The sequence below is a fragment of the Arenibacter sp. 6A1 genome, assembly GCF_012272855.1.
GTDB lineage: Bacteria > Bacteroidota > Bacteroidia > Flavobacteriales > Flavobacteriaceae > Arenibacter.
In genome coordinates, this window is the sequence record NZ_JAAXCQ010000021.1 from 20,923 (window position 1) to 36,107 (window position 15,185).

The 15,185-nt window shown below is 39.8% G+C and carries 14 protein-coding genes; 6 read left to right on the plus strand and 8 right to left on the minus strand.

Going from position 1 to position 15,185, the window contains the following annotated elements:
• Positions 1-59: 59 nt before the first annotated feature.
• Positions 60-446, minus strand: coding sequence for a DUF1573 domain-containing protein (locus tag HCG49_RS15905; protein WP_168470520.1), 387 nt, complete (start codon positions 444-446; stop codon positions 60-62).
• Positions 447-646: 200 nt separating this feature from the next.
• Here HCG49_RS15905 and HCG49_RS15910 point away from each other — a divergent pair, with 200 nt between their 5' ends.
• Together HCG49_RS15910 and HCG49_RS15915 are read left to right on the plus strand one after the other, a co-directional pair.
• Positions 647-3,283: a valine--tRNA ligase gene (locus HCG49_RS15910; protein WP_168470521.1), complete on the plus strand. Its 2,637-nt coding sequence runs from the start codon at positions 647-649 to the stop codon at positions 3,281-3,283.
• Between the two features lie 179 nt (positions 3,284-3,462).
• The gene (locus HCG49_RS15915) at positions 3,463-4,701 is read left to right on the plus strand and encodes a DUF2130 domain-containing protein (RefSeq protein ID WP_168470522.1); all 1,239 of its coding nucleotides are present in this window, start codon (positions 3,463-3,465) and stop codon (positions 4,699-4,701) included.
• Between the two features lie 131 nt (positions 4,702-4,832).
• Here HCG49_RS15915 and HCG49_RS15920 read toward each other — a convergent pair whose 3' ends face one another.
• Positions 4,833-5,177: a HopJ type III effector protein gene (locus tag HCG49_RS15920; protein WP_168470523.1), complete on the minus strand. Its 345-nt coding sequence runs from the start codon at positions 5,175-5,177 to the stop codon at positions 4,833-4,835.
• 124 nt (positions 5,178-5,301) lie between these two features.
• Here HCG49_RS15920 and HCG49_RS15925 point away from each other — a divergent pair, with 124 nt between their 5' ends.
• The 3 genes from HCG49_RS15925 to HCG49_RS15935 all read left to right on the plus strand — a co-directional run bounded on the left by HCG49_RS15925 (position 5,302) and on the right by HCG49_RS15935 (position 8,957).
• Entirely contained in the window at positions 5,302-5,895 is a 594-nt protein-coding gene (locus tag HCG49_RS15925; RefSeq protein ID WP_168470524.1) for a hypothetical protein, read from the plus strand.
• 162 nt (positions 5,896-6,057) lie between these two features.
• Positions 6,058-7,629 carry an SDR family NAD(P)-dependent oxidoreductase gene (locus HCG49_RS15930; protein ID WP_168470525.1) on the plus strand — a complete coding sequence of 524 codons (1,572 nt, stop codon included), beginning with the start codon at positions 6,058-6,060 and terminating at the stop codon, positions 7,627-7,629.
• 59 nt (positions 7,630-7,688) lie between these two features.
• Positions 7,689-8,957: a sterol desaturase family protein gene (locus HCG49_RS15935; protein ID WP_168470526.1), complete on the plus strand. Its 1,269-nt coding sequence runs from the start codon at positions 7,689-7,691 to the stop codon at positions 8,955-8,957.
• 583 nt (positions 8,958-9,540) lie between these two features.
• On the opposite strand, the gene HCG49_RS15940 is transcribed toward HCG49_RS15935, so the two are convergent.
• Genes HCG49_RS15940 through rsfS form a run of 6 tightly spaced genes read right to left on the minus strand, consistent with a single transcriptional unit; the run spans position 9,541 to position 14,342 of the window.
• Positions 9,541-9,807: an acyl-CoA-binding protein gene (locus HCG49_RS15940; RefSeq protein ID WP_168470527.1), complete on the minus strand. Its 267-nt coding sequence runs from the start codon at positions 9,805-9,807 to the stop codon at positions 9,541-9,543.
• Positions 9,797-10,471: a phosphatidylserine decarboxylase family protein gene (locus HCG49_RS15945; protein WP_168470528.1), complete on the minus strand. Its 675-nt coding sequence runs from the start codon at positions 10,469-10,471 to the stop codon at positions 9,797-9,799. The genes HCG49_RS15940 and HCG49_RS15945 overlap by 11 nt, the downstream gene beginning before the upstream one ends.
• Entirely contained in the window at positions 10,461-11,264 is an 804-nt protein-coding gene (locus HCG49_RS15950; RefSeq protein WP_168470529.1) for a phosphatidate cytidylyltransferase, read from the minus strand. Before HCG49_RS15950 ends, HCG49_RS15945 begins: the two co-directional genes overlap by 11 nt.
• A gap of 1 nt (position 11,265) precedes the next feature.
• A complete protein-coding gene (locus HCG49_RS15955; RefSeq protein WP_240938722.1) occupies positions 11,266-11,880 on the minus strand; it encodes an LUD domain-containing protein in 615 nt (204 codons plus the stop codon).
• 59 nt (positions 11,881-11,939) lie between these two features.
• The gene (ftsH, locus tag HCG49_RS15960; RefSeq protein WP_168470530.1) at positions 11,940-13,955 is read right to left on the minus strand and encodes an ATP-dependent zinc metalloprotease FtsH; all 2,016 of its coding nucleotides are present in this window, start codon (positions 13,953-13,955) and stop codon (positions 11,940-11,942) included.
• Between the two features lie 9 nt (positions 13,956-13,964).
• A complete protein-coding gene (gene rsfS / locus HCG49_RS15965; RefSeq protein ID WP_168470531.1) occupies positions 13,965-14,342 on the minus strand; it encodes a ribosome silencing factor in 378 nt (125 codons plus the stop codon).
• A 93-nt stretch (positions 14,343-14,435) separates the two neighbouring features.
• Here rsfS and HCG49_RS15970 point away from each other — a divergent pair, with 93 nt between their 5' ends.
• Positions 14,436-15,167 carry a biotin--[acetyl-CoA-carboxylase] ligase gene (locus HCG49_RS15970; RefSeq protein WP_168470532.1) on the plus strand — a complete coding sequence of 244 codons (732 nt, stop codon included), beginning with the start codon at positions 14,436-14,438 and terminating at the stop codon, positions 15,165-15,167.
• Positions 15,168-15,185: the final 18 nt, after the last annotated feature.

The following is a 15,185-nucleotide window of genomic DNA, read 5'->3' on the forward strand; positions in this document are numbered from 1 at the left end:
AAAGCCCGTTTTAACTGTTATGATAGCAGTAAAAACGGGCTTTTAAAATAGGTTTTGGATTATTTGCCGCTAGGCTCCTTAATGTCTCCTTTTATTTTTAATACAATTGTTGGTGTATCCGCATTAGAAATAACCGTAATGGCTTTTCTGATAGGGCCTACCCTGTTAGTATCGTATTTCACTTGAATCTCACCTTTTTTGCCAGGTAATATTGGAGCTTCGGGTTTTTTAGGGATGGTACATCCGCAGCTAGAACTTACTTTACTTATGATTAAAGGAGCGTTTCCTGTATTTGTAAATTCAAACACCCGAACACCATCACTTCCTTTAGCAATCTCACCGTAATCAACGGTTTCAGTCTTAAATTTAATTTTAGCGCCATTTTCTTGGGCGGTAAGGCCAAATCCTAATAGCCCAATAAATAAAACTAGTACTATTTTCTTCATTATTTTTAGTTTTGGGTGAATTTCAAAAGTAAATGTTTTTAATGAACCCTCAAAATCCTTTTGTTATGTTATAACGTTACTTATTTTTGTTTCGTATTTCTAATTGGACAAAAACCATACGGATTACCTCGAGTTTAACTTTTATATTGCAATCATTTTAGTAATCGCCCTGTTAGGGTAAACAAAAACTGTTCCAAACAATGGAAATTCCTTCAAAATACGAACCTCAAAAAGTTGAGTCCCAATGGTATGACTATTGGATCAAGCATAATTATTTTCATTCTACCCCAGATGAAAGGGAGCCTTATACCATCGTAATTCCGCCTCCAAATGTTACTGGAGTCCTTCATATGGGACATATGCTGAACAATACCATACAGGATGTTTTAATCCGTAGGGCGCGTTTGATGGGTAAAAATGCCTGCTGGGTACCCGGTACCGACCATGCTTCTATAGCCACTGAAGCCAAGGTTGTAGCAAAACTTAAAGAACAGGGAATTAATAAAGCAGATATTTCTAGGGAAGAGTTTCTAGGACATGCTTGGGATTGGACCCATGAATACGGTGGCGTTATTTTGGAACAATTAAAAAAACTTGGCTGTTCTTGCGATTGGGATAGAACAACCTTTACCATGGATGACAATATGTCGGCTTCCGTGATAAAAGTTTTTGTCGATTTGTTTAATAAAGGCCAGATATATAGAGGGTACCGAATGGTAAACTGGGATCCAGAAGCCAAAACGACCTTGTCAGACGAAGAGGTGATCTATGAAGAAAGACAAGGGTTGCTTTATTATCTGTCGTATAAAATAGAAGGCTCTGATGAGACGGTAACCATCGCAACCACCAGGCCTGAAACCATTTTGGGGGATACTGCTATATGTATAAACCCAAATGATGAAAGATATGCCCATTTACGAGGCAAAAAGGCTATTGTTCCTATTTGTAACAGGGTTATTCCGATTATCGAGGACGAATATGTAGATGTTGAGTTCGGAACCGGTTGTTTAAAAGTAACCCCCGCGCATGATATAAACGATAAAGCCCTAGGAGATAAACATCAATTAGAGACTGTTGATATCTTTAACGACGATGCAACCCTAAATAGTTTTGGTCTGCATTACGAAGGACAGGACCGTTTTGTGGTTCGTAAGGCTATCAGTAAGGAACTGGAAGAAAAAGGCTTTTTAGTAAAAACAGAACAACACCTTAATAAAGTAGGGACTTCGGAAAGAACTAAGGCCGTCATTGAGCCAAGACTGTCCGATCAGTGGTTCTTAAAAATGGAAGAATTGGCAAAACCTGCCATTAAAGCTGTTTTGGAAGATGGAGATGTAAAGTTGTTTCCTAAGAAGTTCGAAAATACCTACCGTCACTGGATGGAAAATATCCGTGATTGGAACATTTCGCGCCAATTGTGGTGGGGGCAACAAATACCTGCCTATTATTTTGGCGATGGTCAAGAAGATTTCGTGGTGGCAGCATCCAAAGAAGAAGCCTTGGAGCTGGCCAGAAAGAAATCTGGAAATCCGACTTTGGCCGCAGATGAATTACGACAAGATGAAGATGCCTTGGATACCTGGTTTTCCTCTTGGTTATGGCCAATAAGTGTATTTAACGGTATCATGGAGCCCAATAACAAAGAAATAGAATATTATTATCCTACCAATGATTTGGTGACAGGACCCGATATTTTGTTTTTCTGGGTGGCTAGGATGATTGTTTCTGGCTATGAATATCGCGATGAAAAACCTTTTGAAAATGTTTACCTAACCGGATTGGTGCGCGATAAGCAAAGGAGAAAAATGTCTAAATCCCTAGGGAATTCTCCGGATGCCTTAAAATTAATTGAAGATTATGGTGCCGATGGGGTGCGTGTGGGACTACTATTGAGCTCCGCAGCAGGAAACGATCTAATGTTCGATGAAGCCCTTTGTCAACAAGGGAAGAATTTTGCCAATAAAATATGGAACGGTTTCCGACTCCTAAAAGGATGGGAAGTAGCCGACCTACCGCAACCTGAAGCTTCGAAACTAGGGATAGAATGGTACCAAGCAAAGTTTAATAAGACCTTGGTTGAAATTGAAGATCACTTTAGTAAGTACAGAATTTCTGATGCTCTTATGGCGATCTACAAATTGGTCTGGGACGATTATAGTTCTTGGTTGTTAGAAATTATTAAACCAGCTTATCAGCAGCCTATAGATAAGACTACTTTTGATGCCGTTATTGAAATCTTTGAAGGTAATTTAAAACTATTGCACCCGTTTATGCCTTTCTTAACGGAAGAGGTATGGCAACATATAGCTGAGCGTAGCCCTGAAGAGGCATTGGTAGTGGCAAAATGGCCAGCCCCAGAAGCGGTTAACGAACAGCTTATAGCCGAATTTGAGCATTCAGCAGAGGTTATTTCAGGGATCAGAACCATTAGAAAGGAAAAGAATATCCCAATGAAAGAGTCGCTAGAACTTTCTGTGTTAAACGAGGGAGACTTAACTAATCGATGGGATGTGGTGATCGCAAAATTGACCAATGTTTCTGAAATTACCTATGTTTCCGAAGCAGTAGATGGCGCCCTGTCTTTTAGGGCAAAATCTAATGAGTATTTTATTCCTATGGTCGGAGCTATTGATGTAGAGGCCGAAATAGAAAAGATAAAAGAGGAATTAAAATATACCAAAGGCTTTTTAATGTCCGTACAAAAGAAGCTGTCTAACGAGCGTTTTGTGAGTAATGCCCCAGAGCAGGTCATCACCATAGAACGTCAGAAAGAAGCCGATGCCTTGGCTAAAATAGAAACTTTGGAAAAGAGTTTGGCAAGTTTAGAGCAAGCATAGCCTATAAAAGGAAGTCGCTGAAAAGTACATTGAAGCAGGCTTCCTTCCTTTATATAAAAACCGAGGCCCCGAATGAAGAACTATTGTTAAGGGGACTAACAAATTTTTAAGCCTAGTTGCGAATTTTAAAAGCAACTAGGCTTATATTTATCTAGTAATCCTGAAATAAAAACTACCCTATGATTGATAAAATAAAATGTCCTAATTGCGGTCACAACTTCGATGTAGAAGAGGCCCTATCTGGGAAATTAGAGGCTCATTTTAAAGCCGAATTCGAGAAGAAAGTAGCAGAACAAGCAAAGAAATTTAATGCAGAACGGTTGTCCCTAGAAAAGGAGATCGAGGAATTTCAGCGTAAAAAGGAGAAGGAAAATGAATTGTTCAAGGAAAAACTAGCACAAAGACTCAGTCAGGAAACCGAAAAAATACAACTTCAGACCAAGGAGAGTTTTGAGCTCGAGCTGAAGGCGCTTCAGGAAGAAAATGAAAAGAAGAAAGCGGAAAATAGATTGCTGAAAACGCAGGAGTTAGATCTCCTAAAACGTGAAAATCAATTAAAAGAACAGGCCGAGGAATTACAGCTCAGCATGCAAAAACAACTTTTAGAAAGACAAAAAGAGATAGAGGAGAAGGCTAGAGCCAAGGAACGGGAGTCTATGACCTTAAAGGAAAAAGAATACCAAAAACAATTGGATGATCAGAAAAAACTGATCGATGAAATGAAACGAAAGGCCGAACAAGGGTCCATGCAAATGCAAGGAGAAATTCAGGAATTGGCCCTAGAAGAGCTATTGCGTACAACCTATCCGTTCGATGAGATCGATGAGGTAGCTAAGGGGGTGCGCGGTGCCGATTGCATTCAAACGGTGGTGAATGCCTTACAGCAATCTTGTGGTACCATCGTATATGAAAGTAAAAGGACCAAAAACTTCTCTAACGATTGGATCGATAAGCTCAAGCAAGATCAAATAACATGCAAGGCCGATATAGCGGTAATTGTTACCGAAACCTTTCCCAACGGCATGGATCGTTTTGGGGAGAAAAATGGCGTGTGGATCTGTGGCTTCCACGAAGTAAAGAGTGTTTCCTTTGTGTTGCGGGAAATGTTGGTGAAAACCCAGTCGGTAAAATCATCCGACGAGAATAAAGGCGATAAAATGGAATTGCTTTATACCTATTTGACCAGCAATGAATTTGTTCAAAATATTAAAAGAATTGTAGAGAATTACGACGGTATGATCAACCAGTTGAATTCTGAAAAAAAGGCGATGCACAAAATTTGGGCTTCTCGGGAAAAGCAGATATGGGTAGTTCAGGAAAATATATCAGCCCTCTTTGGTTCTATAAAGGGTATTGCCGGTAAAGAACTGGCCACTGCTTCGGTCTTGGAATTGCCAGACACATCCATTGAGGAATAGGGACTGACAGCTTTCCTAATCAAAACCCAGCACACTGCAAGTACCTTTTAGTAGGACTTGCCAAATTATAAGGGAGAAGCGTTTTGATCCCCCAATAATAGGTACTTGTAGTGGAGCTTTGGTATAATGTGTTATTTAGAGCTCAGGGCTTCTTTTTCAAACGAAATGCCATCCCAACCAGTCGCCATAAAATTGCGGATATTCTGGTGGTCGGTACCCGTTGGGTTTTTTAAGACATCATTTCTGTAATAAGAACCAAAACAAGCCAAGGTCTCCTCTTTGCTTAATTTATGATGCGCCCCAAAAGAAAATATCTTACAAGAACCAGAATTTTGGCCGGCTTCGTTCACTAAGGTGCCATTGGTAAACGAGGTAGGTTTAAAATTAAAATACTTCTCAATTACTTCTAAAGTGTCGCCAAAAACGATCTCTTCCGGATTCGTTTTTAGTTTGGTAATAAATTCATGAACCGTCATGGCTTAGTGGATTAAAATTTAACCGTTAAAATTAAGATATCCCGAACAATTTTAGCCTTAGTTCGAGAATTATTTATGCCCTTTATTCCGCTAGTTTTTCTATCTTTAAGAAAAACAGATATCTATGAAAGCTTTATTGTTCGGTTGCTTGTTTTGTGTACTGATGCCTCTTATGGCTCAAGAAGTAAAAGTGGAAATTCTTCCTGCAGAAATTCAAATAAAAACCGCTGTATTGCCAGCGCCTGATGCCGATAAGGATGGGGCTATGGTGTATGGTTATAATGCCGCCGGAACCTTGGTGGTACTTCGTAAAGGAACCAATAACTTGGTTTGTATTGCCGACAACCCAAAAAAGGATGGTATAAACGTGGCGTGTTATTCCAAAAAATTAGAGCCCTTTATGGCCCGTGGGCGCGAATTGAACCTTCAGGGGAAATCTTCCGAAGAAAGGGAGGCGATTCGGGAAAAGGAAGTGGCTCAGGGCAGCTTAAAAATGCCAGATGTTCCCAGTATGTTGTATGTGTATTACGGTAAATCGGAAGATTATGATAAAACAACCGGACACCTCAATAATGGCAATTTTAGATATGTAATATACACTCCTTTTGCAACAACGGAGTCTACTGGCTTGCCTGCCAAACCCCATGCCCCAGGAATGCCATGGTTGATGGATCCAGGAACCTATAGGGCCCATATCATGGTGGGGCCTTTTCATTGATTTTAGATCGGCGCTTGCCGAGCTAATGTAGGGACTTGGCCATATAGCCATGCCTACAAGGCTATTGGTTGCTCTGCTGAGAGCTTTAAAAGACACTGGTAAATCCAAGCAATATTAAACGTACCTTTGCCGGGTTTTAAATTTACAGATAATCATAGGAATATGAGTAGTAACGACCTGAAAGATGAGCTGATACAGCAGTCAAAAAATATTAGCTCGGAAGAAATAGATCATTGTATTTCCATTTTAAATAAATTGGTAGATACCGGCTATGAAGTTTTAGAGCTTCCAGAAGAAAAAAGGGTGGCTTTGCTAACAGCTGCGGGGAAACTCTCTAGACCTAGCAGGCACGAGTTTAAGCAGCGTAAAAAAGATGCTGCCAAAGCTGCCAAAAGAAAAATGATAGAGCGCGACAAGCACGCTCGTAAAGAAACCGGAATAAGGAGTGCCAGGGAGGCAGCAGTTTTTGTGGCCCCTAAATTATTGACGGCCCCAACTCCGGAACAATTGGAGGGGCGCGAATTGCAATCCCCAAGAAATTGCTATGTCTGCAAGACCGTCTATACGAAGCTGCATCATTTTTATGATACCATGTGTCCCGAATGCGGCGATTTTAACTACGCCAAACGCTTTCAAACGGCCGACCTTACCGGACAGGTTGCCATAGTAACCGGTTCTAGGTTAAAAATAGGGTATCATATCACTTTAATATTATTGCGTGCTGGGGCAACGGTGGTAGCTACTACCCGCTTTCCGGTAGATTCTGCCTTGCGTTTTTCCAAAGAAGAAGATTTTCACAAATGGGGACATCGATTAAAAATCCATGGCCTCGATCTAAGGCATATTCCGAGCGTAGAAATCTTCTGTAATTTTATTGAACAGCAGTATGACCGATTGGATATATTGATCAATAACGCGGCACAAACCGTAAGAAGACCGGCAGGATTTTTTCAGCATTTGATGAAAAATGAAGAAATGCCCTATGAAACCTTGCCTCCTTTTGCCAAGGAGCTTTTGGCAGATCACAATTTTTGCCTGAATGAATTAAATGCCTTGACAAAGGATACGGCCAGTCCACAAAACAATGCCTTGCCCGTTACTTGGCATGCGCCAGAACCAGGGATTGGTATTAGGGCTTCGGCAAAATTGTCACAGATACCGTATAGTTTCGATAGTTCGTTATCGGTAAAAGAGGTGTTTCCAGAAGGCCAATTGGATGCCGATCTGCAACAGGTAGATTTAAGGAAAACCAATAGTTGGCGCTTAAAATTAGGGGAAATAGAAACTCCGGAAATGATAGAAGTACAATTGGTGAATGCTATAGCTCCCTTTGTGCTTTGTAATAGGTTGTCTAAGTTGATGCGTCAGGAGAATACCGGGAAAAAACATATTATAAACGTATCGGCCATGGAAGGTAAATTTCATAGGTTCTTTAAGGAAGACCGCCATCCGCATACCAATATGGCCAAGGCGGCCCTGAATATGATGACGCATACTTCGGCCTTGGATTTTGCCAAGGACGGTGTGTTTATGAACGCCGTGGATACCGGTTGGGTAACCGATGAGGATCCTGCGGAATTGTCTAAAAGAAAAGTAGAAATTCACGATTTTCAACCGCCTTTGGATATTGTCGACGGTGCGGCAAGGGTACTCGATCCTTTAATTGACGGAATCAATACCGGAAAACATTGGTGCGGGAAATTTCTAAAAGATTATATGCCAATAGATTGGTAGTCGTGGGCTAGATTCTTTGAGGCTATTTTATTAAATTTGATACAATAGCTCATTAATTTATGGAAGCCTACGCAAAAGCCTTGTTATATGCCATACCTTTTTTTGTGCTTTTACTGAGTATAGAAATAGGGTATGGCTTTTTTGTTAAGAACCAGAAACACCGGCTCATGGATTCGGTTTCTAGTATTAGCGCCGGCTTAACCAATATTATAAAGGATTCTCTTGGGCTGGCCGTTATAGTTATTTCCTATCCTTTCTTAGAATCGCATGTAGCGCTCATTTCTTTAGAGGCTACGTGGTTGGTCTGGGGCATTGCATTTTTGACCTTGGATTTTGCTGGCTATTGGAACCATCGCTTAAGCCATAGGGTGAATATATTCTGGAACCAACATGTTATTCACCATAGTAGTGAAGAATTTAACCTGGCCTGTGCGCTGCGGCAACCGGTATCTAATTTAATAGGGTACTTTTCCCTCTTCTTACTTCCAGCTGCCGTTCTTGGCGTTCCTTCTGTGGTTATCGCGGTGTTGGCGCCAATACATCTGTTTGCACAGTTTTGGTATCATACCCAGCATATAGGTAAGATGGGATGGGTAGAGTATGTTCTGGTGACGCCTTCCCAACACAGGGTACACCATGCTATAAATCCCGAATATATCGATAAGAATTTAGGGCAGATACTCTGTATATGGGATAGGATGTTCGGTACTTTTCAGGAAGAACTAAAGGAAGTGCCTCCTCAATATGGGGTGTTAAAACCAGTGGCTACTTGGAATCCTTTCCTGATAAATTTTCAACATTTTTGGCTATTGTTGCAAGATGCCTGGCGTACCCGTAAGATTTGGGACAAATGCAGAATATGGTTTATGCCTACTGGTTGGAGGCCTCTAGATGTTCAGGAGAAATTTCCGGTGACCATTATTAATGACGTATACCGATTTAACAAATATCAACCCATGGCTTCTAACCTCCTAAAGGGTTATGCGGTTTTTCAGTTGTCCGTGGTCCTGTTGCTAATGATGTTTATGTTTTTTAACTACTCGGAAATAGGCTTTAACCGCCTTCTTTTATATGGCGGATTCTTGTTTTTAAGTATTTATGGCTATTCCGCCCTCATGGATAGGGAAAAATATGCTGTTGGCTTAGAGATCTTCCGTGCCGCGCTAGGTATTATGCTAATTCTATTTTCCGGCGATTGGTTTGGGATAAATGCCCTTGTGCCTTACGGGGCTTTCGCGGTGTTGGCTTATTTGGTGCTTACCGTGGTAGGCGCCGTTTATTTTACCTATCTCGAAAAATATAGCAGTTTGGATAGTCGTATAGGGTAGTGGTGCGTGGTGTTATAAGTGCTGGGCTGTCTTCGGAACTGCAATGAGCAGCAATGGTCTTGTAGCGCTTGTAATAATTTTAAAATGAACGGCCTGGTTTATTGCTCTTTGGGCGTTCCCCTGTCGGGTCGCTCTTTTCGCTGTATCTTTTTTAGGAGCCCTATGGCCTCCCAAAAAAGGATGCCGCTGCAATAGCTAACGCTTTTTTTAATTTGCAATAAGCAGTTTGCAATAAGCAGTTTGCAATTAACAATGTTTAAAAAGGTCAACGCTATTCAGGGTAGTACATCAAATCAGTTATCTTGTTATCCAGCTAATAACAATGGCCCCATAATCACCAATAACCATGTGCAAATATTAAAGTGAGCTCCTTCTCTAATGGTTGCATCGAAAAATTGTTTCATTTCCATTGTAAAAGCGTTAGGGACCGCGGCGGCATCCCCGCAGCAACGCAAGGGATATAGCCAAGGGCCCGCCCGACGAAGGAGGGAACGCCCAAATTAATAAGCTAAATAGAAATAGGGGAGGTAGTATGTAACTGCTGGAGGATGATAAACAGCACATAAAAAAAGCAAGAGTGGTGTTACTCTTGCTTCTTAATTTCTTTTTTGACCAGGAGAATGTATTTTTCCATCGCTTCTTCAATACTGACGTTTTTAGCCTGAATTAAGGCATTTGCCTTAAAAGCATTGATTAAGGGAGTTTTGCTTCCTGGATGACTAGAATTGCGACTGGCAATTTTAAAATATGCGTACAATTTTAATAATAAGTCTGCTGGTAAAGGATCTGTATAGCCATTGACAAAATTGACCGCTTCTAAAAATTCTTCTTCTAATTTATCAGTCTTCATTTTCCTTTTTAATCCTAGTAGTTGCTATACAAGTTTTGGCGCCAATAACCTTCTGGTTTAACTTAACCGTAATGGCAGCGTCCAAAGGTAAGAACAAATCTACTCTTGAACCAAATTTAATGAACCCGGCATCGTCTCCTTGCTGAACACTTTCGCCTACTTCGGCATAGTTTACAATACGACGCGCCAAGGCACCTGCAATTTGGCGATAAAGGACATCTCCAAATTTAGGGGTGTTAATAACGACTGTTGTTCTTTCGTTTTCCTCGCTGGCTTTTGGGTGCCAGGCTACTAAGTATTTTCCAGGATGGTATTTGGAAAATTTTATCTGTCCGCTGGCAGCATATCTTGTGACATGTACGTTAACAGGCGACATAAAGATAGATACCTGAATACGTTTGTCTTTAAAATATTCGTTTTCCTCAACTTCTTCAATTACTACTACCTTGCCATCTACAGGAGCCAGGATATCATCAAAAGACTTGGCGGGCTTGCGGGTGGGGTTTCTAAAAAATTGTAGAATTAGAATTAAAATTACTAAAGCTAAAATTTGTACGCTCATTTGTAACCATGGGATGGTTATAAATTGGTTTGCCAATAATACAGTAACAGCCACTAACAAAAAGGTAGTGATAATAATTCTTTGGCCTTCTTTATGAAACATGGGTAAAAATAATTAAAGTTAAATATGCAAATGGTGCAGCAAACACCAAACTATCCAAACGATCGAGCATTCCACCGTGTCCCGGTAAAATAGCCCCGCTATCTTTTACTCCTGCGGCCCTTTTGAACTTAGATTCAATGAGATCGCCCAAACTACCTGTTAGTACAATGATAGAAGCGAGTATCAGCCATTGAATAAGAGAAATGTTAGTTTCGTACTTAGACATAAAATAGGCGCCAATCAACGCAAATACAAAGCCTCCCATTGTGCCTTCTATAGTTTTCTTTGGGGAAATAGAGGGGAACAATTTATGTTTCCCTATGCTTTTTCCTACCAAGTAGGCAAAGGTATCGTTTATCCAGATAAGAATGAACACTCCCATGATTAAAAACTGCGCGAAATCATTATCCTTGTAAGGAATCATTGTTAGGAAAATACAGCCACCGCCAATATAAAATAGGCCAATGAAAAATTTTTGGATGTTGGTAAATAACTTGTCCTTACCAGAAAATAGATAGTACAGTAGTATAAAATTAACACTGATGGTAGCCAACATCAGAAGGTTGATCAGGATTTTGTCCTGAACAAGGTAGATATAGGCCCACCATAGGGCCAAATACGCTACAAAAATATAGTAGCCTCTTAATTTAACCATCCGTTTGTACTCGTACAAACAAGTAAGTCCGAAGGTCATAAATAAAAAGTCGAATGCATCGGAACTTAGGAATATAGCAGAAAGCAGTAAAAATACATATACTGCACCCGTAAGTAGGCGCCTTAAAATTTCTCTCATGTTATAGGTCTTCCAGAAGTAACAGATAAAGATTTTTAGAACTACTTCCGTAAGTTAAGAAATCATCTGAATTATCGGGTGTTGGCTGGAAATGTTTAATAGTCGTAATATTTGTAGGGATAGAATTCTTGTACTTCTTTTTTATAATCTTTAATCCTTCGCCAATATTTTCTATCATTTGGCTGGTAGTAGCAAAGACAATTAAATTAGAAGGTAAATCGTGCAGTTTTCTTTCCTTTAATTGGTTTTCACTAACTAATATGGAACCGTTTTGAGCTATTAAATGCTCGCAGGTGGTGAAAAAAACATCGCTTTTATTAGGCTTGTCTGTGAAATTAATGTCCTGACTAGAAAATTTCTCTATCAGTCTTGGATCCATTGAGAAGAATGTCTGGTCTTGCCATTCGTTCTCAATGATTATTTTGTCCAAGGTGCTGTAAATTTCGTCAATAGAGTCGCAATACAGGAACTTTCCGCCGTTTTGTTTAAAATTCATAGTGAACTTTTCGTCAACCGGGATATCCAATGCGGGCATATGCATGCCTCTGGTTTCCACAGTTTCTTTGGGAACTTTCTTTTTTCCTCCCCCGAAAAGTATATTATATAATTTCTTCAAAATTAAAAAGAGTTCTTATTATGTACTCATAAACCATTAAAAACAAATAAATTACTGGTTTATTTTTCAGGTTCTGATTCAGTTTCCGATTCGGTTTCCGATTGCAGTTTCTCTTGGGTGGATTTTTCCTCCAATGCTGCTTCAGCTTCCAATAGATCTTTCTCAAAGGGTCGTTTTCCGAAAATCTTTTCCAAATCGTCCTTAAATATAACTTCTTTTTCTAACAAACGCTCTGCTAACTCTGTAAGTTTATCTTTATTGTTCGATAATAACTCTATGGCTCTGATATATTGTTCTTCAATAAGCTTAGAGATTTCCTTGTCAATAGTCAGTGCTGTTTGCTCACTATACGGTTTAGAGAAGCCATATTCGTTCTGACCTGAGGAATCGTAATACGTTAAGTTTCCAATTTCATCATTCAGACCATAGATGGTAACCATAGCTCTTGCTTGTTTGGTCACTTTTTCTAAATCGCTTAATGCTCCTGTCGAAATTTCGTCAAAAATCACTTTCTCTGCAGCTCTACCTCCTAAGGTAGCACACATTTCGTCCTTCATTTGATCTGGACGTACAATTAAGCGCTCTTCCGGTAAATACCAAGCGGCTCCTAAGGATTGTCCTCTAGGAACAATAGTAACCTTAACCAATGGAGCAGCGTGCTCTAGCATCCAGCTTACCGTGGCATGTCCTGCCTCGTGGTAGGCGATGGTCTTTTTCTCTCTTGGCGTTATTATTTTGTTCTTTTTCTCTAATCCGCCAACAATTCTGTCTACGGCGTCCAAGAAATCTTGTTTGTTTACGGCTTTCTTTTCCTTACGGGCAGCAATTAAGGCTGCTTCGTTACAAACATTGGCAATATCGGCACCCGAGAAGCCCGGAGTTTGTTTTGCCAAGAAATCTACATCTAGGGTTTCTGCCGTTTTAATAGGTCTTAAATGGACCTCGAAAATCTCTTTACGCTCTCTGATGTCTGGTAAATCTACATAGATCTGTCTGTCAAATCTACCAGCTCTCATCAAAGCCTTGTCCAATACATCGGCACGGTTGGTGGCCGCCAATACAATAACATTGGTATTGGTTCCAAAACCATCCATTTCTGTCAATAACTGGTTAAGGGTATTTTCTCTTTCATCGTTAGACCCGGTGAAATTGCTTTTCCCTCTTGCCCTACCTATGGCATCAATCTCATCAATAAAGATTATAGCAGGAGATTTGTCCTTTGCTTGTTTAAACAGGTCTCTTACCCTAGAAGCACCAACTCCTACGAACATCTCGACAAAATCGGAACCAGATAGAGAGAAGAAAGGAACCTTTGCTTCACCGGCAACAGCCTTGGCCAATAAGGTTTTTCCCGTTCCCGGAGGGCCTACCAATAAAGCTCCCTTAGGAATTTTTCCTCCTAAAGAGGTATATTTATCTGGGTTCTTAAGGAACTCTACGATTTCTTCGATTTCTTCCTTGGCCCCTTCCAGACCCGCAACATCCTTAAAAGAAGTTCTGGTATCTGTCTTTTCGTCAAATAGTTTTGCTTTAGATTTCCCTATGTTAAAGATCTGTCCGCCTGCACCACCACCGGCACCACCAGACATTCTTCGCATAAGGTATAACCATATCCCAATAATAAGTACAAATGGCAACAGGGTGATAATAAAGTCAGTCAATAAATTAGATTCTGACTCAAAAGTCACAACGGTTCCAGTTAGCTCATTATCTTCCTTGATCTTGTTGATAGTTTGTTCAAAAATCGCCTGATCACCATAATTGACAATATATTGTGGCGATGCCGTAGCACTTAATGAAAATGGCTGGCCCGAAACATCTTTGTGTACATCTTTCGCCAAAGCTTCTTCCGTTAGGTAAATTTTGGCCTGATGGGTGTTTATAATCGCCTGGATTTTGCTAATGTCCCCATTGCGAAGATATTCTTGAACTTCGGAAATACTAGCCTTTTTGGTGTTGGAGAAATTACCGCTGCCAAAAAATTGAAAACCAATTAATAAAATTGCTATTAAACCATAAATCCACCAAGTGTTGAATTTTGGCTTATTTGGAGTTGAATTGTTGTCTTTTGCCATTATATATTTTTACTGATTGAAACTACTTTCAATGGAGGTGACTTTGGCATCGCCCCAAAGTCCTTCAATGTCATAATAAGTTCGCGCATGTTTTTGAAACACGTGTACAACGACATTTACATAGTCCATTAATATCCATTCGGCGTTATCGGATCCTTCGACATGCCAAGGCTTGTCATGGATGGCCTTGCTTACTGTTTTTTGGACGGAGCCTACTATGGCGTTTACGTGGGTGTTGGAAGTACCATTACAAATTATAAAGTAGTCACAAACCGTATTTTCAATTTCTCTTAGATCAAGTATATTTATATCGTGCCCTTTAACATCTTCTATTCCAGTTAAAATTAAAGCAATTAACTCATCTACACTACTTTTTCTATTTTGCATTCAAAAAATTTAATTTTTACAAAGTTATTGTTTTTTTGTTTTTTTAACTATTGTTTTTAACAATAGATTATAGAATTTTCCATAAGATTGTACATGCAATTAATCAAACTTAGTGCCACAGATTCCACAAACGCCTTTTTAAAGGAATTGTTGTCGGTACAAAAACAGGCCGATTTTACCGTAGTGACAACGGATGCCCAGTTAAAAGGCAGGGGGCAAATGGGCACAACCTGGGAGGCAGCGCCTGGTAAGAACTTAACCTTTAGTGTGTTGAATAACCTCGGTTCGCTAAATGTAACGGAGCAGTTTAATTTAAATATATTGGTCTCCATAGCTATTTATGAGGTGCTAGAGCAGTATCAGGTGCCAGATTTGAGGATAAAATGGCCTAACGACATTATGTCAGGTCATTCAAAAATATGTGGAATTCTAATAGAAAATATTTTATCTGGCCATAATATACAGTCGGCTATTATCGGAATAGGCTTAAATGTAAATCAATTGGAATTTAATGCCCTGGCAAATGTATCGTCCTTAAAGTTATTGATGGGGGTGCATTTTGATCTGGAAGAATTGCTGCAGGCTATTGTCGCAAAGTTAAAGGTGCTTTTTGTAGCATTTGAACAAGAAGGAGTCGATCAACTGAAATCCTATTATGAAAGTCTGTTGTTTCGAAAAGATAAGCCCTCGACCTTTAAGGATGAGAATGGGGAGCTGTTTATGGGCTTTATTAATGGTGTGTCCGACTCTGGCACACTAATAATTCTTTTGGAGGACAATATAAAAAAGGAGTTTAATTTAAAAGAGGTAAAGCTTTTATATTAAACTCCCGAAATCACTTAT

Coding starts and splice junctions, on each gene's coding strand:
- HCG49_RS15970 (WP_168470532.1), top strand. CDS start 14,436: ATGCAATTAATCAAACTTAGTGCCACAGATTCCACAAACGCCTTTTTA.
- HCG49_RS15930 (WP_168470525.1), top strand. CDS start 6,058: ATGAGTAGTAACGACCTGAAAGATGAGCTGATACAGCAGTCAAAAAAT.
- rsfS (WP_168470531.1), bottom strand. CDS start 14,342: ATGCAAAATAGAAAAAGTAGTGTAGATGAGTTAATTGCTTTAATTTTA.
- HCG49_RS15935 (WP_168470526.1), top strand. CDS start 7,689: ATGGAAGCCTACGCAAAAGCCTTGTTATATGCCATACCTTTTTTTGTG.
- ftsH (WP_168470530.1), bottom strand. CDS start 13,955: ATGGCAAAAGACAACAATTCAACTCCAAATAAGCCAAAATTCAACACT.
- HCG49_RS15915 (WP_168470522.1), top strand. CDS start 3,463: ATGATTGATAAAATAAAATGTCCTAATTGCGGTCACAACTTCGATGTA.
- HCG49_RS15940 (WP_168470527.1), bottom strand. CDS start 9,807: ATGAAGACTGATAAATTAGAAGAAGAATTTTTAGAAGCGGTCAATTTT.
- HCG49_RS15910 (WP_168470521.1), top strand. CDS start 647: ATGGAAATTCCTTCAAAATACGAACCTCAAAAAGTTGAGTCCCAATGG.
- HCG49_RS15945 (WP_168470528.1), bottom strand. CDS start 10,471: ATGTTTCATAAAGAAGGCCAAAGAATTATTATCACTACCTTTTTGTTA.
- HCG49_RS15950 (WP_168470529.1), bottom strand. CDS start 11,264: ATGAGAGAAATTTTAAGGCGCCTACTTACGGGTGCAGTATATGTATTT.
- HCG49_RS15905 (WP_168470520.1), bottom strand. CDS start 446: ATGAAGAAAATAGTACTAGTTTTATTTATTGGGCTATTAGGATTTGGC.
- HCG49_RS15925 (WP_168470524.1), top strand. CDS start 5,302: ATGAAAGCTTTATTGTTCGGTTGCTTGTTTTGTGTACTGATGCCTCTT.
- HCG49_RS15920 (WP_168470523.1), bottom strand. CDS start 5,177: ATGACGGTTCATGAATTTATTACCAAACTAAAAACGAATCCGGAAGAG.